Here is a 25258-nt window from a genome sequence, read left to right on the forward strand (position 1 = left end):
AATATAAACAGTCCTTATTTCTTTCAAACAATAATCGATTTTTTAGTTGCAAAAAAAATCAGCCATTCAAATAAAAGGCTGATCGTTCATTGCTTTCCCATTCTACCATTCCTGAGTGCCTTTGTTAACAGTTCGAATGTGTAAGATTTTTGACTTTGGACAAAACTCAATGGTTCGCCCACTATTTCCTCCAACATCCTCTGCCATTATAGCAATTTTTAACTCAGCCAGTTCTCTTTTAACCGCTTCTACATTTCTCGGACCAATTCTCATCATGTCACTTGTATTGCTAAATTGAAACATTTGCGCTCCACCTGCAATTTTTGCTTTAAGGAAAGAAGGTCTTGCGCCTATTTGAACGAGTTTTTTTACAAGCTCCTTCACCCCGGTATCAGCAAACTTGGCAACATTCATCGTACCCGCTTTAGAAAGGGATGAATCGGGGAGCATAATATGAACAAGGCCAGCAATGTCTTTTACTTGATCATATATGACAACTCCCACGCATGACCCAAGGCCAGATGTTCTAATTCGGTTAGGAGCAGATACTATGTTCATATCGGCTATGCCCACCTTAATGATTTCTACTTTTTCATCCATTATCCCTAACTCCTAAAGATTCAAAGATAATATGAAAGGAATCCGGGTCAGGCAACAGCAAGAAGTGGCCTCGTACACTTTCACTTATTTCAACATCATCTTCATTTAACGCTGTATCAATAACTATGGCATAATCACTTACCTGTGATAGTTCAATCAATCCATAACTTATGATTGCACCAACCATGTCAACGCTTAATGCAGGAACGGATGGATATAAAGCCAGGCCAGTAAAATCAGATAATGAAGACAAATAGGAACCAGATAAGATATTTCCAAGCTCTTGCAAAGCAGAAGTAGCAATTTCATTCTCTGCTAATTGATCAAAAGTAAATTCTTCGTCACCAATCATTTGCTTAATGAAGACCGTTGCCTGCTCAGGAGGTAACACAAAAAACATACTGCCAGGTGCTTCCCCTTCAATACGGAGAAACACCGCAGCAACCACATGATCTGCTCCCCCCGAGAGCTCCATCATCTCATCGAAAGTTACAATTTTAACATGGGGAACCTGCATATCAATCTTTTTATTTAAAAGTTTAGAAAGAGCAGTCGCTGCGTGGCCCGCACCAATATTGCCGATTTCTTTTAAAATGTCCAAATGAATAGAAGAAAGATTTCTAATAAACCCCATTTGGCTATCCTTCTATTCCTTGAGTTGCTTTAACTTCTTCTGGATTTAAGACCATTTCAAGGTCAAGTAAGATCATTAAGCGCTTGCCGACCTTTACCACACCACTAATATAGTTCGCCTCTTCTGTTCCGACCACTTCTGGCTGAGGTTCAATGGCTTCAGTTTGAACATCTAGAACGTCGTTGGCTGCATCTACGATTAAACCAACCTCCATATCTTCTAAAGTAACAATAATAACTCTTGTACTATCAGAATAGGCTTCCTCTTCAATTCCAAAGCGACTTCTTAGATCTATAATAGGAGTAACAACTCCTCTTAAATTGATAACACCCTTTACAAAGTGCGAGCTACTAGGGACTCTAGTAATATGCTGTACCTTTTCGATGGAACGAACCTTGCTTACTGGAATCGCATATTCTTTTCCTTTTAATTGGAAGATAATAAGCTTTAAATCTGCTACTGATGTCTCACTCATGAGACTTCCCCCTCTTTCCTAACATGCTAGACTCACTAGTAGTAGTTATTTAATTAGTGCATTACAATCTACAATGAGTGCCACTTGTCCGTCTCCAAGAATCGTTGCTCCTGAAATAGCAAATACATTTGTTAAATAGTTTCCTAGCGACTTTAACACAACTTCTTGCTGTCCAATAAAGGAATCAACCACAAGGCCTGCCATCTTGTCGCCTTTTCTTACGATAATCACGGAGAAAAACTCATCCTCTTCTTCAAAAACAGGAACTTCAAAAATATCCTTTAAGAATAGGAGTGGGACGACTTTCCCTCTGAAATCAATCACCTTTTGATTGTGTGCGTTCAGAATATCTTCCTTTTTAACAATTGCCGTCTCAATAATTGAAGAAAGCGGAATTGCGTATTTTTCCTTCTGAATTTCTACTAACATAACAGAAATAATAGAAAGAGTAAGAGGAAGTTGAACGGAGAATACAGAACCTTCTCCTTCTTTTGAATCAATTGACACAGTACCACCAAGTGATTCAATCGTGTTTTTCACCACATCAAGACCCACGCCTCGGCCAGATACATCGGATATTTTTTCCGCTGTCGAGAAACCTGATGCAAAGATCAGTTCATATACTTGCTTGTCTGTTAACGTTGCCGCCGTCTGTTCAGTAATAATACCGTTCTTTAAGGCTTTATTTAATACTCTGTCTCTGTTAATTCCAGCGCCATCATCTGATAATTCAATAAACACATGGTTTCCGCTATGGAAAGCCTTTAAAATAACGGTTCCTTCTTCACTCTTGCCCTTCGCTCTTCTTATCTCAGGTGTTTCCACACCATGATCTAATGCGTTTCGAATTAGGTGAACAAGCGGGTCACCGATTTCATCTATTACGGTACGATCTAGTTCTGTTTCTGCTCCGACAATTTCTAAATTAATCTTTTTTCCTAGATCCCGCGCTAATTGTCGTACCATTCTTGGAAAACGGTTAAATACCGTCTCAACTGGTACCATTCGCATATTTAAGATAATATTTTGAAGATCTCCAGAAATTCGGCTCATACGCTCCACTGTTTCATGAAGCTCTGAATTATTTAGATCCCTAGAGATTTGCTCTAATCTACCTCTGTCAATGACAAGCTCTTCAAACAAATTCATCAAAATATCTAGTCTCTCAATATTTACACGAATGGTTTTATTACTAGCCTGTTTCACCGATGTTTGCTTTTTCTGTTCCTCTTGTTTAACAGGTTCTTCTATTTTTACTTCTTCTGTAAGGACTACTTCCTGTATGATTGGTTCAGAAATTGTTTCTGTGGTTGGACGGAGTTGTTCAATGGATATAGGGTGAATGTCTACTCTATCAACCTCAGATACTTTCATCACCTTGCTTTGAATATCTGACATAGGTTCTTTTGATACAATCGTTACTGTAAACTCTTGATCAAACTGTTCCTCTTCTAGTTGGTCAACCGAAGGAGTCGATTTAATTACTTCTCCTAGTTTCTCAATCACTTCGAATACCATGAAAACTCTTGCAGCTTTCAACAAGCAGTCTTCTCTCAGTTCAATCGTAATTTCATACGTTTGAAACCCTTGTTCAATTGATTGTTGTAGTACCGTATACTCAAACTCATCGTATTCACCTTTTAGTTCTCGAGGAGCATCTGGAGCTAATGTTGCCGCTACCTCCTTTGCCCCTTGAGAAATAGCTGGACTTTCTCCCTTTTCAATTAACTTAAGCTTTTCCACTACTGTAGCAACATCACGTTTTCCATCGCCTCCATCAGCAATCGAAAACACCATAGCCTCTAAATCATCTGTAGCTTCAAACACAACATCAAGAGTTTCAGGTGTAACAGATATTTTTTGGTTTCGGATGGCGTCCAAAACATTTTCCATTTGATGAGTTAGACTAGCTAAGTCTTCATAACCCATTGTTGCTGACATTCCTTTTAACGTGTGTGCTGAGCGAAAAATATCATTAACAATGCTAAGATCACTTGGATTTTTCTCAAGATCAAGTAATCGTTCATTACAGTTCTGAAGATGCTCTTTACTTTCCTCAATAAAAACCTCTAAATATTGGCTCATTTCCATGCCCAACAGCTCCTTGGAGTTATACGTATTTCATAATTGTTTCTGCAATATTATCAACGTTTTTGACTTCATCTACTAGCTTGGTTGAAATAGCTGCTTTCGGCATTCCAAAAACGATAGATGTTTCCTCGGATTCCGCGATAGCAACTACATTCCCCGCTTCTTTCAGTTTAATTAGTCCTTTTGTACCATCTGATCCCATCCCAGTCATGATAACGGAAATCTTTGCATAGGTAGAAAGCTCACTACAAGACTCAAACATCACATCTACAGCGGGACGATGGCCATTTCTTGGTGGGGACTGATCTAGTTGAATCGATAAATTTGCTCCTACCCATTTGAGTTTCAAATGATATCCACCAGGTGCAATATAGACTGTACCTTTTTGTATAATGTCTCCTTCTTCAGCTTCTTTGACATGAACCTCTGAGAGAGAATCTAATCTTACAGCCAGACTCTTCGTAAATCCGGCTGGCATATGCTGTACTACTAAAATAGGAGCATCAATTGTACTTGGTAGCTTCGTTATTACTTGTTGTAGCGCTCGTGGCCCACCCGTAGATGTACCTATACAGACGAGTTTTTTTCCTGACAAAGCATTGAATTGATGCTTTTTACTCGGTTCTATTTTACTATATTCAATATGCTTTTTTACAGTGTTTTTTTCCTGACTATCCGCCTTCACAAGCTGCTTTATATTGGCTTTACTTGCAGACACTACCTTTTCTACCAATTCTTCCTTCACTTTATGCAAGTCTAGTGAAATCGCACCTGATGGCTTTGTAATAAAATCAGTTGCACCATATTGAATAGCTAGTATCGTGTTTTCGGCTCCCTGTTTTGTTGTACTTGAGAGCATGACGACTGGAGTTGGTTTCTCAGTCATGATTCGTTTTAATGCTTCAATCCCATTTAATATCGGCATTTCAACGTCCAATGTTACTACATCTGGCTCAAGTTCTTTTACTTTTTTTATTGCTTCTTCACCATTTCTTGCTGAGCCAACAACAGTCATTCTTGGATCCTCGGTTAAAAAATCTTGAATGAGCTTTCTCATAAATGCCGAATCATCCACAATAAGCACTTTAATTTTGCTCATAAACAAGCACTACCTTTCAAACAAAAATCGCTTTAGTTTTGAAACAAAATGCGTCTTAGGCTTATCAGAAATTGTTTCAAATTGTCTTGCCTCAAAACGACTCGTCATTTGTTGTACCGCTTTAGCAGCTGGTGCTCTCTCGTTAAAAATAAATGGCGTTTGTTTCGTTACCGCATGATGAACCTGACGATCATCCGGTATCATACCGAACTCGATAATTTCACGGTTTAAAAATCGATTGACTACAGTTCGTAATCGTTTAAATGTTTCCATTCCTTCATTATCGGAATGTACTCTATTGACGATAAGCAAAAATGGCAGACTCGAATCATGTAAATGAATATGTTTCATCATTGCATATGCATCCGTAATTGACGTTGGTTCGGGTGTTGTAACCACAAGCACTTCATCCACTGCGAGGATAAAAGGCACCGTTTCTTTTGTGGCACCTGCCCCCATATCAAAAAGGATGTATTCATAATCTGAAAGAAGATTTGACAAATCTTCTGTAAACTTCATGTGAACCGGCTTGTCCATATTAACAAAATGAGTTAAACCTGTTCCACCAGCAACATAATGTAACCCATGTGGGCCAGTAGAAACAATTTCAGACAGTGTTCTTCGTCCTTCAAAATAGTCTACGATTGAGGAAGATGCAGACTGACCAATTAAAATATCTATATTTCCCATTCCAACATCCATATCAAAAAGGAGGACCTTGTATCCTCGACTGGCTAAAGAAATGGAAAAGTTTAATGAAAAATTGGATTTCCCAACTCCACCCTTTCCACTCACGACTGCGAGGGTTTTTGGAGATGGCTTTCCACTCATTTGTTGAATTCTTTGTCTTAACATTTCTGCTTGATCTTTCATGGTTTATTCGACCCCAAGTATCAAATTCGTTACTTGCTCACGATTTGCTGAAATCATATCGTCTGGTACATTTTGTCCGTTTGTAATGTAGGCCACACCGATATGACTAGTTTTCATCATATGGAGCATGGCACCATATGTAGATGTTTCATCAGCTTTTGTAAATATAAATTTATTAATTTTTATCAACGAAAATTGTTTGTAAATATCAATCATGTCTTTTTGTTTTGCTGTTAAAGCCAACACAAGATATGTTTCCATGTCATGTTCAAAATCAACAACTTTTTTTAAGTCCTCAACATATTGTTGATTCCGGAAGTTTCTTCCTGCGGTATCAATCAATACAAGATCGTAATCCTTAAACGCTTCACACGCTTGCTTGTAATCTTCTAGGTTGTAGCAAACCTCTAATGGAACATTTAAAATCTTCGCATACGTTTTTAACTGATCAATAGCTGCGATTCGATACGTATCGGTAGTGATTAACGCTACCTTTTTTTATACTTCAGAGCACACTCAGCCGCCATTTTGGCTAATGTTGTCGTCTTTCCAACACCCGTTGGTCCGACAAGGTTTATATATTTTTTCGTAAAGGTTATTCCACCAAATGAAAGAGTACTTAACCGATCGAATAATTCTTGGCGTAACCACTTATTAACTTCTCGATCGTTTGCCTCCGAACCATTTGCATACCATTTTTGGAGAAGGGAAGTAACAAGTTCATCTCTTATGTCTTTTGGAACTTCCTGATCAAGCAACCGCTGCCCACACTTCTGTACAGGCTCAGGAAGAGGAAGATCGGGTTGTTGCTCTGTGATTGTTTGTAGCATCTTTTTTAATCCTGCTATTTCTGCAAGCATATCCCCGTCAAGCTGTTTATTCCCTTCACTTATCGATTGCTTATGGATAGAAGGTTCTACATTCCTAATTGGTAATGGAACCTCTTCTCTATCTACTATTGTCGGCATGGGCTTCACAATAGGTTTTACCTTTACCTTTGGTTGTTCAAGTTGCATTTTTCTTTCGGCTTGAACCACTTCATCAATGGCCGCAATGACTTCAATATTTTCTTTTTTAAAAAACCCTAAGAATCCTCCGGTTGTGACAATCTTAGAATTTAAAATAACTGCATCGTTTCCAAGCTCCGCTCGAATTTGCTTCATTGCTTCAGGCATGGTTGGAGCTGTATATTTTTTTACCTTCAATCTATATTCACCACCCCAACGCTTTGTACTTCTACATTCGCTTCAAGCTCATTGTATGAGAGAATCGGTATCTGTGGAAAATATCGTTCTGTTAATTGTCTAACGTACATTCTTACAGCCGGTGAGCATAGCACAATTGGCGATTGTTCCATAATAGAAAGCTGTTCTACCTGAGTAGCTAGTGATTCTAAAATAGATTGTGATACAGAAGGGTCCAGTGCTAAGTAGTTCCCATGCTCTGTTTGTTGAATGTTATCAACAATTAGCTTCTCAATTTTCCCCGAAACAGTCACTACACGAATTGTTTGACCACCGGCACGGTATTGATTGGTAATTTGTCGCGCTAGTGCTTGTCGAACGTATTCAGTTAGCAAATCGGTATCGGTAGTTACCTTTCCAAAGTCGGCAAGTGTTTCAAATATAATTGGTAAGTTTCTGACCGATACATTTTCACGAAGAAGCTTTCCAAGTACTTTTTGAATTTCACCTACTGTTAAAGGATTAGGTGTAACCTCTTCTACTAATATCGGATAGCTTTCTTTTAAATGATCGATTAACTGCTTTGTTTCCTGTCTCCCCAGTAACTCATGTGCGTTGTTTTTTATGACTTCAGTAATATGAGTTGAAACTACTGAAGGAGGATCGACAACTGTATATCCGAAAATTTCCGCTTGCTCTTTTACTTCCTCAGTAATCCATTTAGCTGGTAAGCCAAACGAAGGCTCTACCGTATCAATTCCCTCGATACTATCGTCATCAATTCCCGGGCTCATTGCTAAGTAATGATCCAATAACAGCTCACCTCTTGCCATTTCACTACCCTTGATTTTCAAACGATATTCATTTGGTTGAAGCTGAATATTGTCTCGGATTCGTACAACAGGTATTACAAGACCAAGTTCGATTGCCAACTGTCTACGGATCATAACAATTCGATCGAGTAAATCTCCACCCTGATTCGAATCAGCTAAAGGGATTAACCCATAACCAAATTCAAATTCAATGGGGTCTACATTAAGCAGGCTGACCACACTTTCTGGCTTCTTCATTTCATCTGTTTGAATTTCTTCTTCCATCTCTTGAATCTCTGTGATGTCCTGCTTAGGAACTCTCGAGAACATATATCCACCAAATACTAAAAGTCCTGCGATTGGAATGGTTAATATATCTTCTATCGGTGTAAATAGGCCAAGTATAAAGATTGTTCCACCGGTAATATATAACATTTTTGGATAAGCCATTAACTGACCAGTAATATCTGTTCCTAAATTCCCATCTGAAGCAGCTCTTGTTACAACTATACCCGTCGCAGTGGATATTAATAATGCAGGCAGCTGACTTACAATTCCATCTCCTACGGTTAATAAAGAAAATTGTTTTGCTGCATCAGCTATAGGTAGACCTAGTTGGGTCACACCGACTACAATTCCGAAAATCAAGTTGATCATTACGATAATGATCCCGGCAATGGCATCTCCCTTAACAAACTTACTTGCTCCATCCATCGCTCCATAAAAATCTGCTTCCCTACTAACTTTTTCACGACGATCTTTAGCCTCATGTTCAGATATCATTCCTGCGTTTAAGTCTGCATCTATACTCATTTGCTTACCAGGCATAGCATCAAGTGTAAATCTCGCTGCAACCTCAGATACACGTTCAGATCCTTTTGTAATAACAATGAATTGAATAATAACAAGAATAATAAAAACAACAATCCCAACAATTACATTTCCACCAACTACGAAAGATCCAAAGGTTTCAACCACTCCACCTGCTTCCCCATGTGTAAGGATTGCCCTTGTTGTTGATACGTTAAGCCCCAATCTATAAAGCGTTAACAGTAATAACAAGGATGGGAAAACAGAAAATTGTAGAGGTTCCTTCATATTCATACTATTTAACAGCACAAGAAGAGCCAATGAAATATTCAGCATAATTAGTATGCTTAATAACCATGTTGGGAAAGGGATAATGAGCATCGCGACAATTAATATTACGCCTACTACTACCGATAAATCTCGTCCTGACATCACTATCTCTCCTCAAGTAATACAATAATATCTTTATATCTTTTGCTTTGTTTTATAAACAAATGCTAGAATTTCTGCAACTGCCTTAAAAAACTCCTCTGGAATTGCTTCTCCAATTTCTGCTTGACTGTACAATGCTCTTGCTAGCGGACGGTTTTCCATCATAATGACATCATGCTCTTTAGCAATCATCTTAATTTTTTGAGCCATAAAATCTACTCCCTTGGCAACTACAAATGGAGCATCCTGCTTATTTTCATCATATTTTAAGCAAATAGCGTAATGAGTTGGATTTGTAATAACAACGTCCGCAGTTGGAACATCCTGCATCATTCTTCTCATTGCCATTTCACGTTGTTTTTGCTTAATTTTCCCTTTTATTTCAGGGTTTCCTTCGATGTTCTTATACTCATCTTTTATATCTTGTTTAGACATTCGAATCTTTTTTTCGAAATCGTATTTTTGATACATATAATCAAGAATGGAAAGAAATAAAAGCGCGGCAGAAGCAATCAATCCCATTTGTACCGTTAAACCAGCTAACGTAACCATAGAAGCACCTATGGACTTTTGTGACAGTATTAAAATGTCTTCCTTCCGATTCCAAAGTACTGCAAAAGTAACTCCGCCAACAAAACTAATTTTCAACATAGACTTTAGAAGCTCTACAATCGCCCGCATTGAAAAAATATTCTTTGCTCCCTTGATCGGATCAAGCTTTTCAAGCTTAGGTTGAATCGCTTCTGTCGAGAAGAGAAATCCAAATTGAGCAAAATTAGATGCAACGCCAGCTACCATAGCTACCGCCATAATTGGTGCTAAAATAAGAACCATTTCACTAAGAATTTCAAGAAACATCATTTGAATATTGCTTTCGGTTATCTCTAGCTTCATATATTCTTGGAAGGAATGTTGAAATAAACGAAAAATGATATCCTTAAAATATCCACCTGCAAAGAAAAGGAACAAGAATACAGCAAGTAAGACAACGGCTGTATTCACATCCTGACTTTTAGCCACCTGACCTTTCTTACGAGATTCCTGCCGTTTCTTTGGGGTAGCCTTTTCTGTTTTTTCCCCTGAAAAGAATTGTAAATCTAAACGTAGGGTTTTCAAGCTACAGACCCCCTATCAATTCCATTAACCCTCTCATTGTTGTTAACATAGTTTCAAATAGTGTTGCAACAGCACCCATTAATATACTCATCACAGCAATAAGAACAATAAAACCAACACCTAATTTTAAGGGAAGACCCACTACAAAAATATTTAGCTGTGGTACTGTCCTTGCTACAATTCCGAGGGCAACATCGACCAAAAATAGACTTCCAACAATCGGTATGGATAATTGGAGGGCTACGCCAAACATTTTTGAAATGGATGTAAGAATGTAATTAGGGATACTTGCATCTCCTAATGGAATCCAAGCTTGATCCAATGGTATGAATTGATAACTAAAATAAATTCCATCAAGTAAAAGATGATGCCCGTTTAATGCCAATAAAAAGAACAATGATATCGTATATAAATATTGTCCCATTAATGGACTCTGAGTTCCCGTCTGAGGGTCAATCACATTTGCAATTGCTAACCCCATTTGAAAGTCAATAAAGCCACCAGCTATTTGAATGGCCGCCATAATGACATAAGAGATAAAACCTAACATAATACCAATCATTGCCTCTTTAATAATTAATAAAAAGTAAGCACCGTTTATTTCTAAAACCGGTGCATCAAATGTAAAAATCATAATCCATGACAAGAAAAAGCCCAGTCCAACCTTATGAGTAGTCGGAATTGAACGATAAGAAAATAAGGGCATTAATAAGAAAAAAGATGTAACACGTACAAACACTAATAAAAATGCCGGGAACGTTGGAAGAAAGTCTACCATGGTTATCCCACATACCTTGTTAAATTAGTAAAGATTTCGTTTGCATAAGATAGCATATGACTTAGCATCCAGGGGCCAAAAAATACTAATCCTAGCAAAACTGCAACTATTTTTGGTACGAAAGCAAGCGTTTGTTCCTGGATTTGTGTAGTTGCTTGGAATATGCTTACGATTAAGCCTACTATTAATGCCAATGCAAGCAGGGGTCCACAAATCATTATGACCATCCAAATCCCCTGTTCTGCAATGGTAATTACACTATCTGGAGTCAATCCAATCACCTTCTTAGAAGCTATCTAGTAGTGATTTAACCACTAAGTACCAACCGTCTACTAAAACAAATAGCAATATTTTAAATGGCAAAGAAATCATAACTGGTGGAAGCATCATCATCCCCATGGACATTAACACACTTGCAACAACCATATCGATTACTAGAAAAGGAATGAAAATCATAAAACCTATTTGAAATGCTGTCTTTATCTCACTGATTGCAAACGCAGGCACAAGCGTGGTTAAAGGAATATCCGCAACCGTTTCTGGACGCTCAGCCTTTGAATATTCAAGAAAAAGAGCCAAATCTTTTTGCCTTGTATGCGCACTCATGAATTCCTTTAGTGGCAAGGAAGCTCTTGAATAAGCTTCTTCAAGATTGATTTCTTCATTAAATAATGGCGTTAACGCTTGATCATTGACTTCTTGGAAGGTTGGCGCCATGATAAAAAAGCTTAAAAATAAAGCTAATCCAATTAACACTTGATTCGGTGGCATTTGTTGCGTAGCAAGCGCCGTTCTGACAAAGGAAAGAACGATTACAATTCGGACAAAGGAAGTCATCAGAACCAAAATACTAGGAGCCAAGGAAAGAACGGTTAGCATTAACAGTAGCCTTACTGAGGTAGACACATTTTCAGGATCGCTTCCGTTAAAAAACTCCATAAATTCATTCATCGCTTGTCTGACCCTTTCTTTTCCATTTCATCAAAAAGCTTTTTCCTCCCTTTAGAGAGTTCCTCAAGCTGAGCTTTTAATGTAGAGGAAAATGACGTTTCTTCTCTACTCGTGCCTTGTTTTATATTTCGCGTTCTTTCAATTAGCTTTGTCACAATATCGCTTGGTTGAACAAGCTGGTCCATACGATGGTTATAATCTTCAATGATTTGACGCGCTTCTTCGTCATCATCGATCTCTTTTAGAAGCTTTACGTCCTCGCCTACTCCTACCACTAACACACGATTGCCTATTTTCACAATTTGAATGGAACGATTGGTTCCTAACGCTGTTCCACCTAAATTCTCAACAAGTTGATTACTCGAGAAGGAACGACTTCTTTTATTGATAAATTTTAATACTGCATACAATAATGCAATGACAAATATGGTTGCAAAAATCATTTTTAAGAAGTCCCAGAAGGTCAAACCAACAGTTGGTGTAGCTTCATTATTATCTGTTGTAGTTTCCTCATTATTTTCTACTTCTTTCAATTGATCTTCACTACATTTGCTTTCGTCCTCTAAGCAGTCCTTAATACTGTTAAATTGCTCTGCGAAGGCTCCTTGATTGGAGCCCAGCAAAGCAATAAGTACTAGAAGCAACACTTTGAAGAATAACATTCCTTTTTGCAATGCGCTGCACCTCTAATTTTAATTATTAACCAAGTGTTTTTGAGATTGCTTCAATTACACGATCCGCTTGGAATGGTTTTACGATAAAGTCCTTTGCTCCAGCTTGGATTGCATCAATAACCATGGCCTGCTGACCCATAGCTGAACACATAATGACCTTTGCATTCGGATTAATCTTTTTAATTTCCTTTAATGCAGTAATTCCATCCATTTCTGGCATCGTGATATCCATAGTCACTAGGTCTGGGCTTGTCTCTTTATATTTCTCAACTGCTTGAGCTCCGTCAGCCGCTTCTCCAACAACTTCATATCCATTCTTCGATAGTATGTCCTTTATCATCATTCGCATAAATGCAGCATCGTCAACAATAAGAATTTTATGTGCCATGAAAATTTTACCCCCAAAAGATTATCTTAGTTTTTTTATTCGATCACTCTGACTAATGATGTCTGTTACGCGAACACCAAAGTTCTCATCAATAACAACAACCTCACCTTTTGCAATAAGGCGATTATTTACAAGAATATCCACTGGTTCTCCTGCTAGTTTGTCCAATTCAATAATTGAACCTGAAGATAACTCAAGAATTTCTTTAACTGAGCGTCTCGTACGACCAAGCTCAACTGTTACCTGAAGAGGAATATCTAACAGCATATCAAGATTTTTAGACTCTGATTGCTGAAGTGGCGGATATTGCTCAAAGCTTGAAAAACTTGCTGGTTGAACATTTGGTTGAGCCCCCATTGATGCATATGGTGAACCAAAATGCTGTGGTCCTTGTGGGTATGCCTGACTTGGTGGTGCTTGGTAACCCCCAGGTGATGGTACTTGAGCCCATTGTTCCTGATTCGGATAAGTTTGTGTAGGTGGTTGCATTTGCCCACCATACCCTCCTTGCATTGGAGGTTGTTGATGTGATGCATTAGGAATTGGTGAAGGCTCCACTAGGTCATTGGCCCTATGAGCATTCGTATCCTCTATTTTACCTGATTCTATTTCATTTGTGGGACTCGGATTTAACAATTCTTCCACTAGACCTTTTGCAAACTCTAATGGCACCAATTGCATGATACTTGAGTCAATTAATTCGCCCACTTTAAGTCTGAAAGATATCTTTACTAACATATCATCGACTGGAAGTCTGTCTGTCCCTTCCCCTTCAAGTACATTTAATATGTCAATTGAAGGCGGTGAGATATCTACCTTTTTACTAAAAATGGTCGACATCGATGTAGCTGAAGAACCCATCATTTGATTCATCGCTTCTTGCACTGCACTTAATTGAATTTCTCCCATGAGGTCGGCTGGTTGTATCCCATCTCCACCTAACATTAAATCAGCTATAATCGCTGCATCAGACTGTTGAATTACCAAAAGATTCGTTCCTGAAAACCCTTCTGTATAACTCACTTGTATCGCAACATATGGTTGTGGAAATTCCTCTTCCAGTCTACTCTTAGGTATGACAACTACAGTAGGTGTTGTAATATCTACTTTTTGATTTAGAAGAGTTGATAGTGCTGTTGCTGAACTACCAAACGAAATATTACCAATTTCCCCAAGAGCATCTTGTTCCATTGAAGAAAGATAATCTTCCACATTAATGGCTTCTTCCTTAGCCATATCATTATCAGATTCATCTGTTCCTCTTAGAAGAGCATCTATTTCATCTTGTGAAAGCATGCCATCACTCACCATCATCGTCTCCTCCCTTCAATGTCTCTAATACTTGCACTGCAAGCTTTTTATTTACTTTTCCTGGTTGAGCTAAGAATTTAGGTATATCTCCAACTTTTATCGTTAATGCACCATCAATTGCCTGATTCAACTCAATTACATCACCTATATCTAGCATAAGGAAATCTTGGATGGAAATTTCCGAATGTCCAAGCTCTGCTGAAATAGGGACAGTAGCTGTCTGAATTCTTTTTTCTAATTGAGCAATTTCTTGTGGTTCTCTTTCTTTCTTTTCTGTTTGCATCCAGTAGTGAACAGAAAGCTTTGGAATGATTGGTTCTAACACGACATGTGGAATACAAATATTAATCATTCCAGTTGTTTCCCCAATCACGGTATTAAGAGAAATCACAACCACCGTCTCATTTGGAGATACCATTTGCAAAAATTGAGGATTCACCTCAAACGCAGCTAAATATGGATCGATTTCTGAAATTGTAGACCAAGCTTCCTGTAAGTTTTCAAAGGATTTTTCAAATGTATTAGACATGATCTTTGTTTCGATTTCTGTTAAATTCTCTACTTTATTGATACTAGACCCTCTTCCACCCATAAGGCGGTCTAGCATGGCATAAGCAATATTTGGATTCACTTCCATTAAGATTCTTCCTTCGAGTGGCGGAACCTCGAAAACGTTTAAGATTGTCATTTTCGGAATGGAGCGAATAAATTCCTCATAAGGAATTTGGTCTGCTGATGCAACAGATATTTGCACATACGTACGTAATTGAGCAGAGAAGTATGTGGTTAAAAGACGGGCAAAATTTTCGTGTATTCGCGTTAAACTACGGATTTGATCTTTTGAAAATCTTAATGCTCTTTTAAAGTCATACACGCGAACTTTCTTCTCGGATTGCTCCTTTTTTAACTCATCCGCATCCATTTCCCCTGTTGAAAGGGCCGATAGGAGAGCATCTATTTCACTTTGTGAGAGTACTTCACCTGACAAATTTCCTCACCTCCGTTCTTCCTCTCTAAGGTTGCCATTCTTACTGGAGGAGAGATTCAGTAATATATACATGCTCTACTTTTCCTTCTTGCATGATCTCAGAAATCTTTGTTTTCAAGTCACTCTCCAGCTTTTGCTGGCCTTCTTTACCTTTTAAATCCGCAGCATTTTTTTCAGATAGCTCTAAGATAATGATATTTTTCACCTGGAAATCTCTTTTTTCTAATTCTTCTTTTGCTTCTACACTATCTGTTTGAATTTTGAATGAGATACGAATAAAGTCATTACTAGCAAGATTTGCTGTCATTTGAGGTATGTCTACGGATGCTTCTAACACTTCATCAATGGTCAATTCCGTTTCTTTATCTTCCCCAGTTACCTTAAGAATCACTACAACTGCTATGGCACCAACCAGTGTGATTGCGACTAGCAAGATTGCCATAATCATGACTAGCTTATTTTTCTTCATTTTCTTTATCCTCCACCTGAAGCCGTCCTAAAAGGTTGACAGATTGATAAAACTTCTGTATTGCTTCATAAACTTGATCCTCTGCCTCTTTTACGACATATTTCCGCCCGTTTGAAAGTGTGATGGTCGTATCGGGAAAAGATTCGATTGTTTCGATATAAACAGCGTTTAACATGAATGGTTTGCCATTTAGGCGGGTTACTTTAATCACGGCTATTATTAGGGTTGAGAGTTTGGTCTCAACCCTATCCCTCCCTTAGCTTATCGTTTTAAGTTTACAAGTTCTTGTAAGATTTCGTCTGAAGTTGTAATAATACGTGTATTTGCTTGGAATCCTCTTTGTGCAGAGATCATCTCAGTAAATTCTTCGGATAAGTCAACGTTTGACATTTCTAATGTACCAGCTGCGATTGAACCTCTACCTTCACCTGCTACATTAATGTTTGCCACACCAGAGTTAATGGACTCTTGGAAAAGGTTTCCGCCAGCCTTTGTTAAACCTGATGAGTTGCTGAATTTAGCAAGAGCAAGAATACCAAGAGTTCTAACTAAGCCGTTTGAATATACTCCATTCACTTCTCCTAGAGAACCAATGTTAAAGCTTTCAAGTGATCCTTCCGTATTACCGTCTGGGTTCACAAGTGCGTTTGTGCTTCCTGTATTCTGTGTTAATTTCGAAAAGTCTATATCAATACCATTTACATTAATTTGATTAGTTGTAGAATCCCCTGTTGTTGGGTCAAATGTAACTACTAATGGTGAAGGGTCAGTAGTTGGCTTATCTACAAAAACATTCCATTCTGTTGCACTTGCTTTTACAAAATGAACATCAGCACGTCTAGTATTACCATTGGCGTCTACAATTTGAATTTGTTGAGTAAATGGAGTGCCTCCAATCACAGAATCCAATGAAAGGTTTCCTGAAAACTCAATCTTAGAAGTTTTAACTGCTGGTAAAACAGCATTTACGTTAACTGCCACATCACCAAGCTGATTCGTAGCGTTTCCGTTTGCATTCACTGTGAATGCTTGTACTTTGTAGCCATCACCATTTACTAATGTACCATTATCATCTAAGTAGAAGTTACCTGCTCTTGTATAGAACTTTGCATCACCTTGGTTTACGATGAAATAACCATCACCTGATATCGCTAAGTCAAGTGAGCGACCTGTTGTTTGTAAACTTGATTGAGTATGGATTGTATCAATTGTTGCTAATGTAGAACCAAGCCCCACTTGAATTGGGTTTTTACCTCCACGATTGTCTTGTGCAGCACTTGCACCAGATACCATTTGATTCATTGTATCTTTAAATGTTACACGACCTTTTTTGAAGCCATACGTATTTACGTTTGCAATATTGTTACCAATTACATCTAACTTAGTTTGGAAGTTTTTCATTCCACTAATTCCTGAATACATCGAACGTAGCATGATTTCGTTTCCCCTTTCATAGTAAGCCACTTCTATCGGTCCGTAGCTTGTTGGCCTCCAATTGGTCCAGCCAAAATATTTATTCTAAGATAATTGTTCCATTGATATTTGTAAAAATTTGCGCAGTTGCTTCCTGCCGATCCATAGCCGTTATCACTGTATTATTCTTTGCACTGATAATAAGGGCTGCATCCTGTAACAATACGAGCGAATCTTTGACACCCATTTTCTTCGCTTCATTAACTTTCTCTTGAATTTGACTCCACTTGGCCTCATCAATTTGAATTCCCCTTTGGGACATTCGTTCTTTTGCATGTTTACTTAACGTTAGTTTTTCTGGTTGTAATGCTTCTTGTAAATGCTGTGAGAAATAGTCCGTGCTCGTAGGTTTAGATGTAACCGATCTTAGTTGATGGTTACTAATCGGCTGCGAATGAATCGGTCTAAACATAGACTTGTCCATTCAAACCATTCCTTTACGCTTCTATTTTTGTAATGCTAGTGCTTGACACGCTCTCTCCATTTTCTAACTGAAATAATGATTTCCCATCTTTAAAAGAAACGGAAGTTACCTTAGCTTGCTTTACTTCATTGTTTTCAGAAGAATAAGTAACCATTTTGCCTATCATCATACTGGCTTGCAAAAGCATGGTGTCGCCTTTTGTATCGTTGATTTGCGAAATGTTTCCAGATGTTAAGCTTGTTCCGTCCTCTAACAAGAAGGTAGCTACTCCATCAGTAAATTTCAGAGATGCAATCTTTCCTGTACCTTGTTCAATAACAGAACTTCCATCTTTTGATTCAGTAAGCTTATGCCAGCTAACCTCTTTCCCGATGAATTGACTGTAAGAAATCAATTGGGATTGTTCCTGAGCGCTAACTAATGATGTAATGGACTTATTCATATTCGTCATTTGTTCAAGACTTGTAAAAGTAGCCATCTGTGCAATAAAGTCTTTATCCTGCATAGGATTTAAAGGATCTTGATTTTGCAATTGAGTCATTAAGATTTTTAAGAAATCATCTTTTCCTAATGTATCTGAACCGGTTTTACGCTGAGTAGCTTGATAGTTTGATAGTAAAAGAGATGAATTAATCGTGTTTGCCATTTTAATCACCTACACTTCCGTATTTAAGAGTGCTTCTTCAAAGGATGAGATAAAATCTTGATCCGATGTTTGCTCTTCCTTTCGTTCCGCTTGTTCCCGCCTTGCTTGTTCTTGTTCACCATCTCTGTTTAAGAATCGCTCTTGACCTGCTGTTTGCTGAGATATCTCGACACGTTCAACCTGAATGTTTTGAGAATTGAAGGCTTGTTTCAATTGATTTAGTTGCCCTTCAATCGCTTCCTTTGCTGCCTGCGTTGATGTGACAATTTTCGCAACCATCACAGAATCCTGTTGAATAATTTCAATGCGTAAGGAACCTAAATGACCTGGATTTAGCTGTAAAAACAATCTTTGAACACCATTTACATTTGAAAATTGACTTCTAGCTAAAATACTTTCAAACTGCTTTATTAACTGTTCGGTTTGAACTTGCTTTGTTCCATTTTGAAGAGTTACCGTCAATTGTTCTGGTCTTGACATCTGCATAAATTGAACAGAACCATTGATAATATCTGCTTTTGGAGTAGAACTTGTACTCGTTGGTTCTTCTTTCAAAGAGTTGCTTGTACTAATACTTGAAAAAGTTTGCTTTAAAAAAGCTAATCTGGAAGCAGCTTGGTCACTTTTTAACGAATTTCCCTCAAGGATGCTAGTTAACTTTGCACTTAACGTCTTAAAATCTAGTTTGCTAGAATCTTCATTTAAAGAGTCTTGATTTTGCGTCATAAGCTCATAAAGCTTTGCCGATTTTACCAGCTTTAACGAGTCCTTATCTAGAACATTATGAAGCTGACTCACTGTTAAATTACTCATTTTTTCAATGACTTGTAGTAGTTTGGCTAAATCACTTTGACCTTCTCCACCTTCAATTTGAAGCTTCTCCATTACGTTAGACAACAGATTTTGAAATAGAATATGACTCATTCCTAAATAATTTTCTATCATCGTAAGTAAATCTTCGTTACTATTTGAAATCACTTGATCTAGTAGTTGTAAACCTTCTTCCACATCTAAGAGATCATCCTTAGATAAAAAGGCTAAAAGGTCTGTTACGTCGGTAGCAGTTAAGCCCACTGCCTTGTTATCATTTGATGTCTCTTCTTCAGGAGCAGTAACTGATTGGAGAAGTTTTGAGAAGGATGATTTCTCTTGGCTCGTAGAAACCTTGTTCAACTGTGAAGCAAGCTTTTGCGTGAAGCCCAGGCTCTCAATTTGCAACATGTTTTCATTTTCACCTCCTTCTTATGAGTTAAATGGTTACTATTCGTTGCTCTCAGCTGTTAGAAGCTCTGTATATTTGGCAGCATCCACTGCCGTCATATTTTCCATAATCGCAGCGAGTTGATCTGATTTAATGGTTGTTAGTATTTTTAGTGCTTCTTGCTCACTCATAGCTGTAATAATTGGTGCCGCCTTTTTAGCAGACATCGTTTCATACGTTTTAATAATATCTTTAAACGCTCGCTTGTTTTCCTCTTGAATTGCTAAAAGCTCATCGATTTGTTGCTGTAGCTGTTCTTTTTCAAGATTTGAGCGCTCTACCTGCGCATCTTTCCCTTCAATTTCAGATTCCAGTTTTTCAATCTTTGCCTCTCGATCCTTGATCTCAGCTTCTAATGCGATCACGCTCTTTTCCCACTCTTCCTCTGATTGTGCTCCCTCTTCTGTAATTAGCGAGGAAACAAAAGGAATCTGTGCACCAAGCTCTTTGGACTTTTCAAATACATTTACTCCAGCAAAGCTTAAAACGACTAACGCAACTGTGACTAAAAATAAGAAGGGAATAAGAAAGACAAATATAAACATTTGGAATTTATTCGATTTCTTTTCTTCTATTTCTTCCATTTCCTTTGCCATCCTATCACCTAACCTTCTCGATTCATGTACATTTGTATCGAGATATCGTCCATTTGTTTACCTTCAATCACTTTGATATCCTCGGTAAATTGTAAATAATCCTTTTCACGGATTTTTTCATATTTTTTTACTTCTATGTTTTTTTCTAACAATTTTTCCTGAAAAAGCAGCATTCTGTTTCTTGCGTTGATAACCATCTTTTGATAGTGATCAATCATTTTTTCTATATTACTGATAAACTGTTGATGATGACGAATCTCTTGAATGGATAGTCCCCCATGTAGCCGCTCAGACTGATAAAACTCAAGATCCTCTTTCCTTTTTAACAGTTCATATAGCTTTTCAGCCACTTCCTCAAACTTTCGAACTGAGTCTTGGTAGATAGAAACGGCCTCATCTTTTTCACGTTCTTTTACAGCGAGGATTTTATGAAACTTGAACTCATATCTCATTATTAGTCACTTCTTCCAAGTAATTCATATAACGATTGGACACCTTCTTCAAAGGAAACCTTTTCATCTGTTGCTTGTTTAATAAACGAAATAATTTTAGGATACGAAGCAATGGCATCATCTATCTCTTTTGAAGAGCCTCGTTTGTAGGCACCGATATTTATCAAATCCTCAGAATTGATATAGGTGCTTAACAGCTCTCTCAGTTTTTCAGCAGATTTTTTATGGGCTTCAGGTACTATATTATTCATGATTCTACTAACACTTTTCAGTACATTAACGGCTGGATACTGACCCTTATTAGCTAAAGAGCGATCTAGAACAAAGTGTCCGTCCAATATCCCACGAACGGTATCCGCAATCGGTTCATTCATGTCATCCCCATCAACTAGTACTGTATAAAACGCTGTAATTGATCCATGGCTATTCGTTCCTGTTCTCTCTAATAATCTTGGTAAGATCGCAAAGACAGAAGGTGTATACCCTTTCGTTGTCGGCGGCTCCCCAATGGCCAAGCCTACTTCACGCTGTGCCATCGCAACCCTTGTCACTGAGTCCATCATCATCATGACGTTTAAACCTCTGTCACGAAAATATTCAGCAATTGCGGTCGCCGTAAAAGCACCTTTGATTCTCATTAGTGCTGGCTGGTCAGAAGTTGCAACAATAACGATTGACCTCGCTAAGCCCTCTGGCCCTAAATCTTTTTCAATAAACTCCCGAACCTCACGGCCACGTTCACCAATTAATGCAATCACATTCAAATCAGCATTTGTATTACGCGCAATCATTCCAAGTAATGTACTCTTACCTACACCACTCCCAGCAAATATTCCTACACGCTGACCCATACCAACTGTTAGAAGACTATCGATTAATCGAACTCCTACTTCTACAGGTTCAGATATAGGTGGTCTTGTCATTGGGTTAGGTGGATCCTGATCTGTCCCAACCGACCCGAGCCCTTTTGGAAGTTGACTCCCATCAAGAGGCTGACCTAAAGAATCTAGTACGGAACCGATTAAAGCTGGACCTATCTTCACTTCTAATGGCTTTAATGTTGCCTCTACCAAACAGCCCGGGGAGATTTCATTTAAGCTCGTATACGGCATAAGAAGTATATTTTCATCTTTAAAACCAACAACCTCAGCTTGGATTTTCCGGTTGTTTTTGCCGATATGAATGTAACAAACATCACCGATTGAGCTTTCTGGTCCTTGCGATTCAATCATTAGACCTACGACACGCTTTACTCTACCGTAGCGCTTAAACGTTTTCATCTGATCAATTTGTCCCAACAAATCGGCAGCTAGCACTCTATTCACTCTCCAATAGTTCGTAAAGTTTTCTTTTGATTTCATCAAGTTGCTGATCCACACTTGCATCAATACGACCATTTGCAGATTCTATAATACAGCTTTGTTCTGTTAGCTCACTATCTGGAAATATATATAGTTCCGTTTCCTTTGGAAAGATTCGAATTAAATCTTCCTTTTGGACAAGTAAAAATTCGTAGTGTGATGGATGAACATGAAGCTGAATTTCGCGATATTCTCTTGCTTCCTTTAATGCTTTTTTGACAATCGGTAAAAACTGCTCCGAATCACCTGTTAGTGTATCAGCTATAATTTTCTCAGCGACCTTAAGAGCAAGAGACAAAATCGTTCGTTCACTTGAATCAATCTTCTTCTCGTAGTCATACTTAGACAAGGTAACCGTTTCCTTCGCTTGTTCTATAATGGTATGAGCTTCATTGTATCCAAGTTGTTTTCCTTCTTCATGACCTTGCATAAAGCCTGAAGTTTGGGCTTGTTCCGCCATCGCTTGTAACTCTATTTGAAACGATTGTTGCTCTTGCTCCATTTGTTCTCGAATCTGAGTTGCATATTCCCTTGCTTCCTGAACAATTCTGTCCGCTTCACTTTGGGCTGCCTGAAGAATTCTCTCTCTCTCTTGATAACTTACAAAAGATGACTCTTCTTCTTTTTCATCGGTGTAATTCTTGATTGCTTTAATCGAAATTACTTTGTTTTCGTTGGAAAATTCTTGTGGTACCCACGTTGATTTAATGAGCCTAGACAATGATATCGTCACCTCCGCCACGAGCAACCACAATTTCTCCTGCTTCCTCAAGACGACGAATGATGGCAACAATTCTTGACTGTGCTTCTTCTACATCACGTAAACGAACTGGTCCCATAAACTCCATTTCATCCTTAAAGCTTTCAACCATACGTTTCGACATATTTCCAAACACGATATCCTTGACTTCGTCGCTTGATACTTTTAGAGATAACTTTAGATCTTCATTATCACAGTCACGAATGACCCTTTGAATCGCACGGCTATCAAGTGTCACAATATCTTCAAATACAAACATTCTTTTCTTAATTTCTTCCGCTAACTCAGGATCCTGAATCTCTAGTGCATCTAGAATGGTTCTTTCGGTTGCACGATCGACACCATTTAACACTTCCACAACAGCTTCAATACCGCCCGTTTGTGTATAGTCCTGTGTCACAGATGAAGACAGCTTTCTCTCTAAAATTTGCTCAACTTCATTGATAATTTCAGGAGATGTACTATCCATTACTGCGATTCTTCTCGCAATATCAGCTTGAACTTCCTGAGGAAGCTCAGATAAGATTTGTCCTGCTTGGGCCGAATCCAAATAAGATAAAATAAGTGCAATTGTCTGTGGATGTTCATTTTGGATAAAATTAAAAATTTGTCCTGGATCAGCTTTTCTAGCAAAGTCAAAAGGTCGAACTTGAAGGGATGAGGTTAAACGGTTAATGATAACAGCTGCCTGTTCAGTCCCAAGCGCTTTTTCAAGAACCGTTTTTGCATATCCGATACCGCCTTGTGATATATAGTCTTGAGCTAGAGCAATATTATGAAATTCCTCTAGAATCTCTTCTTTCGCGGTAGATTCCACTTTTTTTACTCCAGAAATCTCTAATGTTAATTTTTCTATCTCTTCTTCACTTAAGTGTTTATATACTGATGCAGACACATCCGGCCCAAGTGAAATGAGAAGAATGGCTGCTTTTTGTTTACCTGTTAATTCCTTTTGATCTCTTTTTGCCACCTTCACTCACTCCTCCTAGTCTTCAGCAATCCATGAACGCAATAGTTTTGCGAAATCCTCTGGCTTCTCTTTCGCCATCTTTTCTAACTGTTTCTTTCTCAACGATCCTTCTGTTTCTTCCTTGTCTTCATCAAGGTCACGAATTGAAATAGGCGTGTAATTATCAAATGCCAGATCTTCTTCCTCTTGTGCCTTCTTCTTTCTTGCACGCATAAACATGAAAATCAACACGATAATAGTCGCTAGAAGGACACCGCCGATTGCATATACCCACCATGGAATAGATGCCGTTTGAGTATCTTCAAGCTCTACTTTTCCATTAAATGGCTGAACTGATACTAGAATTTTGTCCTGAATTGCTTCATCTGTTAGTTCGCCATCAACTGTTGTTTTATCTATAGATGTACGAACGATAGATGCAAGCATTTGCGTAATATCATCCACACGTTCTTGAGGTAATGTAGTAGGATCATCCGCCGTTGGAGGTTCTACCATTACTTGAATACCTAAGTCTCTAATTTTATAAGGACTTTCAACAATTTCTTTTCGGATTTTATTCACTTCATAGTTGATTGTCTCTTCAATTCTTTCATAATCCCCTGTACCAGTCGCTCCCTCTAAGTAACCTGTACCAAGAGAGTCTGCTGCATCTTCAGTAACTGGTTCACCACCAACATCCGCTGCATCACCAGTAAAGGTTTCTGTAATTTTTTGGGCACTTGCCGCAATACCTTCCATGTTTTCCTCATCCACAGGAGTTACAAGATTTTCTTCACGATTTTCCTGTGTAAAGTCAACATCAGCAGTAACGATTACTGCTACTTTGTCTTGTCCCATTAAGGTACCTAGCATGCTCTGCACTTGACGTTGTACATCTCGTTCAATCTGCTTTTTAATTTCATTTTGAGCAGTAAAAGTTGAACCTGAAGAATTTTCTTGATTATTTAGATCAAAGTACTCAAAGTTTTGGTTGGTAATGACGATATTATCTGTAGGGAGATTGGGAACACTCTTTGAAACTAGGTGGTACAAAGCTTTGATCTGGCTTTCCTCAAATTGATAACCAGGTTTTGTGCTAAGTACGATAGAAGCACTGGCCGCTTCTGAAGCATCTGTTACAAAGATCCCTTTCTCTGGAAGATTAATCATAACTTTTGCATCATTAATCCCTTCAATACCCTTCATTAAATTCGCTAACTCCGTTTGCATTGCATCAAGCTTCATTACATTGAACTCATTCTCTGTCATTCCAATTCCAGCATTTTGACTAAAAAATGAATAATCAATGCTTCCTGAATTAGGAATACCTTCTGCTGCAAGCTCAACTTTCAACGTATCAATACTCTCTTTTGGCACCAATATCGTCGTTCCATTATCAGCAATCTCTGATACAATTCCTCTTGCATCCAAGCTTTCTTTAATAGCCCCTGTTTCAGCTGGCGACAGATTACTATATAAAGGTTCTAAAGTCGTTCTAGTTGCAAAAAACGTTACTAATGAAATTAGTGTCACTAAAGACACTAAACCGCCAACAAAGAACATTTTTTGCTTTTTAGAACGACTTGTCCAATATTCTTTTATTGCATCTAATTGTTTCTGCAATTGGTTCATCACGTTCCTCCGGTTCAGT

29 protein-coding genes are annotated in these 25258 nt (G+C 38.2%); all 29 read right to left on the reverse strand.

Going from position 1 to position 25258, the window contains the following annotated elements; translation table 11 throughout:
• Positions 1 to 102: 102 nt before the first annotated feature.
• The 29 genes from M3175_RS05435 to fliF all read right to left on the reverse strand — a co-directional run bounded on the left by M3175_RS05435 (position 103) and on the right by fliF (position 25239).
• Entirely contained in the window at positions 103 to 600 is a 498-nt protein-coding gene (locus M3175_RS05435; RefSeq protein ID WP_251515687.1) for a chemotaxis protein CheD, read from the reverse strand.
• Positions 593 to 1234 carry a chemotaxis protein CheC gene (locus M3175_RS05440; RefSeq protein ID WP_251515689.1) on the reverse strand — a complete coding sequence of 214 codons (642 nt, stop codon included), beginning with the start codon at positions 1232 to 1234 and terminating at the stop codon, positions 593 to 595. Before M3175_RS05440 ends, M3175_RS05435 begins: the two co-directional genes overlap by 8 nt.
• A 4-nt stretch (positions 1235 to 1238) precedes the next feature.
• Complete coding sequence (locus M3175_RS05445) at positions 1239 to 1709, reverse strand: chemotaxis protein CheW (RefSeq protein ID WP_251515691.1); 471 nt, start codon at positions 1707 to 1709, stop codon at positions 1239 to 1241.
• Between the two features lie 45 nt (positions 1710 to 1754).
• Positions 1755 to 3800 (reverse strand): chemotaxis protein CheA, encoded by a 2046-nt coding sequence (locus M3175_RS05450; RefSeq protein ID WP_251515693.1) that lies wholly within the window; start codon positions 3798 to 3800, stop codon positions 1755 to 1757.
• A gap of 19 nt (positions 3801 to 3819) precedes the next feature.
• Complete coding sequence (locus M3175_RS05455) at positions 3820 to 4899, reverse strand: protein-glutamate methylesterase/protein-glutamine glutaminase (RefSeq protein ID WP_251515694.1); 1080 nt, start codon at positions 4897 to 4899, stop codon at positions 3820 to 3822.
• Positions 4900 to 4908: 9 nt separating this feature from the next.
• Positions 4909 to 5772, reverse strand: coding sequence for a MinD/ParA family protein (locus M3175_RS05460; protein ID WP_251515696.1), 864 nt, complete (start codon positions 5770 to 5772; stop codon positions 4909 to 4911).
• A 3-nt stretch (positions 5773 to 5775) separates the two neighbouring features.
• Positions 5776 to 6255 carry a flagellar biosynthesis protein FlhF gene (locus M3175_RS25050; RefSeq protein WP_371321665.1) on the reverse strand — a complete coding sequence of 160 codons (480 nt, stop codon included), beginning with the start codon at positions 6253 to 6255 and terminating at the stop codon, positions 5776 to 5778.
• A 5-nt stretch (positions 6256 to 6260) separates the two neighbouring features.
• Positions 6261 to 6977 carry a flagellar biosynthesis protein FlhF gene (locus tag M3175_RS25055; RefSeq protein ID WP_306663942.1) on the reverse strand — a complete coding sequence of 239 codons (717 nt, stop codon included), beginning with the start codon at positions 6975 to 6977 and terminating at the stop codon, positions 6261 to 6263.
• Entirely contained in the window at positions 6974 to 9010 is a 2037-nt protein-coding gene (flhA, locus tag M3175_RS05470) for a flagellar biosynthesis protein FlhA (RefSeq protein WP_251515698.1), read from the reverse strand. The genes M3175_RS25055 and flhA overlap by 4 nt, the downstream gene beginning before the upstream one ends.
• 33 nt (positions 9011 to 9043) lie before the next feature.
• Positions 9044 to 10126: a flagellar biosynthesis protein FlhB gene (flhB, locus tag M3175_RS05475; protein ID WP_251515700.1), complete on the reverse strand. Its 1083-nt coding sequence runs from the start codon at positions 10124 to 10126 to the stop codon at positions 9044 to 9046.
• 1 nt (position 10127) lies between these two features.
• Positions 10128 to 10904 (reverse strand): flagellar biosynthetic protein FliR, encoded by a 777-nt coding sequence (fliR, locus tag M3175_RS05480; protein WP_251515702.1) that lies wholly within the window; start codon positions 10902 to 10904, stop codon positions 10128 to 10130.
• 2 nt (positions 10905 to 10906) lie between these two features.
• Complete coding sequence (gene fliQ / locus M3175_RS05485; protein ID WP_119707551.1) at positions 10907 to 11176, reverse strand: flagellar biosynthesis protein FliQ; 270 nt, start codon at positions 11174 to 11176, stop codon at positions 10907 to 10909.
• Positions 11177 to 11189: 13 nt separating this feature from the next.
• Positions 11190 to 11855: a flagellar type III secretion system pore protein FliP gene (gene fliP, locus M3175_RS05490; protein WP_119707550.1), complete on the reverse strand. Its 666-nt coding sequence runs from the start codon at positions 11853 to 11855 to the stop codon at positions 11190 to 11192.
• The gene (locus tag M3175_RS05495; protein WP_251515704.1) at positions 11852 to 12529 is read right to left on the reverse strand and encodes a flagellar biosynthetic protein FliO; all 678 of its coding nucleotides are present in this window, start codon (positions 12527 to 12529) and stop codon (positions 11852 to 11854) included. The genes fliP and M3175_RS05495 overlap by 4 nt, the downstream gene beginning before the upstream one ends.
• A gap of 25 nt (positions 12530 to 12554) precedes the next feature.
• The gene (gene cheY / locus M3175_RS05500; protein ID WP_066053291.1) at positions 12555 to 12917 is read right to left on the reverse strand and encodes a chemotaxis protein CheY; all 363 of its coding nucleotides are present in this window, start codon (positions 12915 to 12917) and stop codon (positions 12555 to 12557) included.
• 21 nt (positions 12918 to 12938) lie between these two features.
• The gene (fliY, locus tag M3175_RS05505; protein WP_251516266.1) at positions 12939 to 14228 is read right to left on the reverse strand and encodes a flagellar motor switch phosphatase FliY; all 1290 of its coding nucleotides are present in this window, start codon (positions 14226 to 14228) and stop codon (positions 12939 to 12941) included.
• A complete protein-coding gene (gene fliM / locus M3175_RS05510; protein WP_251515707.1) occupies positions 14218 to 15216 on the reverse strand; it encodes a flagellar motor switch protein FliM in 999 nt (332 codons plus the stop codon). Before fliM ends, fliY begins: the two co-directional genes overlap by 11 nt.
• Before the next feature lie 40 nt (positions 15217 to 15256).
• On the reverse strand, positions 15257 to 15685 hold the full coding sequence (gene fliL, locus M3175_RS05515; protein ID WP_251515709.1) for a flagellar basal body-associated protein FliL: 429 nt from the start codon (positions 15683 to 15685) through the stop codon (positions 15257 to 15259).
• On the reverse strand, positions 15672 to 15896 hold the full coding sequence (locus tag M3175_RS05520) for a flagellar FlbD family protein (RefSeq protein ID WP_251515710.1): 225 nt from the start codon (positions 15894 to 15896) through the stop codon (positions 15672 to 15674). The genes fliL and M3175_RS05520 overlap by 14 nt, the downstream gene beginning before the upstream one ends.
• Before the next feature lie 50 nt (positions 15897 to 15946).
• Positions 15947 to 17119: a flagellar hook protein FlgE gene (locus M3175_RS05525; RefSeq protein ID WP_251515712.1), complete on the reverse strand. Its 1173-nt coding sequence runs from the start codon at positions 17117 to 17119 to the stop codon at positions 15947 to 15949.
• A 79-nt stretch (positions 17120 to 17198) separates the two neighbouring features.
• Positions 17199 to 17582, reverse strand: coding sequence for a TIGR02530 family flagellar biosynthesis protein (locus M3175_RS05530; RefSeq protein ID WP_251515714.1), 384 nt, complete (start codon positions 17580 to 17582; stop codon positions 17199 to 17201).
• A 13-nt stretch (positions 17583 to 17595) separates the two neighbouring features.
• The gene (gene flgD / locus M3175_RS05535; RefSeq protein ID WP_251515716.1) at positions 17596 to 18228 is read right to left on the reverse strand and encodes a flagellar hook assembly protein FlgD; all 633 of its coding nucleotides are present in this window, start codon (positions 18226 to 18228) and stop codon (positions 17596 to 17598) included.
• Between the two features lie 9 nt (positions 18229 to 18237).
• Positions 18238 to 19449 (reverse strand): flagellar hook-length control protein FliK, encoded by a 1212-nt coding sequence (locus tag M3175_RS05540; protein WP_251515718.1) that lies wholly within the window; start codon positions 19447 to 19449, stop codon positions 18238 to 18240.
• 39 nt (positions 19450 to 19488) lie between these two features.
• Positions 19489 to 20085, reverse strand: a complete 597-nt coding sequence (locus M3175_RS05545) for a MotE family protein (protein ID WP_251515720.1) — start codon at positions 20083 to 20085, stop codon at positions 19489 to 19491.
• Positions 20086 to 20093: 8 nt separating this feature from the next.
• On the reverse strand, positions 20094 to 20537 hold the full coding sequence (gene fliJ / locus M3175_RS05550; protein ID WP_251515722.1) for a flagellar export protein FliJ: 444 nt from the start codon (positions 20535 to 20537) through the stop codon (positions 20094 to 20096).
• 2 nt (positions 20538 to 20539) lie between these two features.
• Entirely contained in the window at positions 20540 to 21853 is a 1314-nt protein-coding gene (gene fliI / locus M3175_RS05555; RefSeq protein WP_251516269.1) for a flagellar protein export ATPase FliI, read from the reverse strand.
• A 1-nt stretch (position 21854) separates the two neighbouring features.
• On the reverse strand, positions 21855 to 22619 hold the full coding sequence (gene fliH / locus M3175_RS05560; RefSeq protein WP_251515724.1) for a flagellar assembly protein FliH: 765 nt from the start codon (positions 22617 to 22619) through the stop codon (positions 21855 to 21857).
• The gene (gene fliG / locus M3175_RS05565) at positions 22612 to 23628 is read right to left on the reverse strand and encodes a flagellar motor switch protein FliG (RefSeq protein ID WP_066053257.1); all 1017 of its coding nucleotides are present in this window, start codon (positions 23626 to 23628) and stop codon (positions 22612 to 22614) included. Before fliG ends, fliH begins: the two co-directional genes overlap by 8 nt.
• 15 nt (positions 23629 to 23643) lie before the next feature.
• Complete coding sequence (gene fliF / locus M3175_RS05570) at positions 23644 to 25239, reverse strand: flagellar basal-body MS-ring/collar protein FliF (protein WP_251515726.1); 1596 nt, start codon at positions 25237 to 25239, stop codon at positions 23644 to 23646.
• Positions 25240 to 25258 lie beyond the last annotated feature (19 nt).

It is taken from the genome of Robertmurraya korlensis (genome assembly GCF_023715225.1).
Lineage (GTDB): Bacteria > Bacillota > Bacilli > Bacillales > Cytobacillaceae > Robertmurraya_A.

Excerpts from the sequence above, each read along its gene's own strand:
- fliR (WP_251515702.1), bottom strand. The coding sequence starts at position 10,904 with ATGGTAGACTTTCTTCCAACGTTCCCGGCATTTTTATTAGTGTTTGTA.
- M3175_RS05445 (WP_251515691.1), bottom strand. The coding sequence starts at position 1,709 with ATGAGTGAGACATCAGTAGCAGATTTAAAGCTTATTATCTTCCAATTA.
- fliL (WP_251515709.1), bottom strand. The coding sequence starts at position 15,685 with ATGAAGAAAAATAAGCTAGTCATGATTATGGCAATCTTGCTAGTCGCA.
- fliP (WP_119707550.1), bottom strand. The coding sequence starts at position 11,855 with ATGAATGAATTTATGGAGTTTTTTAACGGAAGCGATCCTGAAAATGTG.
- M3175_RS05460 (WP_251515696.1), bottom strand. The coding sequence starts at position 5,772 with ATGAAAGATCAAGCAGAAATGTTAAGACAAAGAATTCAACAAATGAGT.
- M3175_RS05435 (WP_251515687.1), bottom strand. The coding sequence starts at position 600 with ATGGATGAAAAAGTAGAAATCATTAAGGTGGGCATAGCCGATATGAAC.
- cheY (WP_066053291.1), bottom strand. The coding sequence starts at position 12,917 with ATGGCACATAAAATTCTTATTGTTGACGATGCTGCATTTATGCGAATG.
- fliY (WP_251516266.1), bottom strand. The coding sequence starts at position 14,228 with ATGGTGAGTGATGGCATGCTTTCACAAGATGAAATAGATGCTCTTCTA.
- M3175_RS05450 (WP_251515693.1), bottom strand. The coding sequence starts at position 3,800 with ATGGAAATGAGCCAATATTTAGAGGTTTTTATTGAGGAAAGTAAAGAG.
- M3175_RS05530 (WP_251515714.1), bottom strand. The coding sequence starts at position 17,582 with ATGGACAAGTCTATGTTTAGACCGATTCATTCGCAGCCGATTAGTAAC.
- fliJ (WP_251515722.1), bottom strand. The coding sequence starts at position 20,537 with ATGAGATATGAGTTCAAGTTTCATAAAATCCTCGCTGTAAAAGAACGT.
- fliF (WP_251515726.1), bottom strand. The coding sequence starts at position 25,239 with ATGAACCAATTGCAGAAACAATTAGATGCAATAAAAGAATATTGGACA.
- flgD (WP_251515716.1), bottom strand. The coding sequence starts at position 18,228 with ATGGCAAACACGATTAATTCATCTCTTTTACTATCAAACTATCAAGCT.
- M3175_RS05540 (WP_251515718.1), bottom strand. The coding sequence starts at position 19,449 with ATGTTGCAAATTGAGAGCCTGGGCTTCACGCAAAAGCTTGCTTCACAG.
- flhA (WP_251515698.1), bottom strand. The coding sequence starts at position 9,010 with ATGTCAGGACGAGATTTATCGGTAGTAGTAGGCGTAATATTAATTGTC.
- M3175_RS05545 (WP_251515720.1), bottom strand. The coding sequence starts at position 20,085 with ATGGCAAAGGAAATGGAAGAAATAGAAGAAAAGAAATCGAATAAATTC.
- M3175_RS05440 (WP_251515689.1), bottom strand. The coding sequence starts at position 1,234 with ATGGGGTTTATTAGAAATCTTTCTTCTATTCATTTGGACATTTTAAAA.
- M3175_RS05525 (WP_251515712.1), bottom strand. The coding sequence starts at position 17,119 with ATGCTACGTTCGATGTATTCAGGAATTAGTGGAATGAAAAACTTCCAA.
- M3175_RS05455 (WP_251515694.1), bottom strand. The coding sequence starts at position 4,899 with ATGAGCAAAATTAAAGTGCTTATTGTGGATGATTCGGCATTTATGAGA.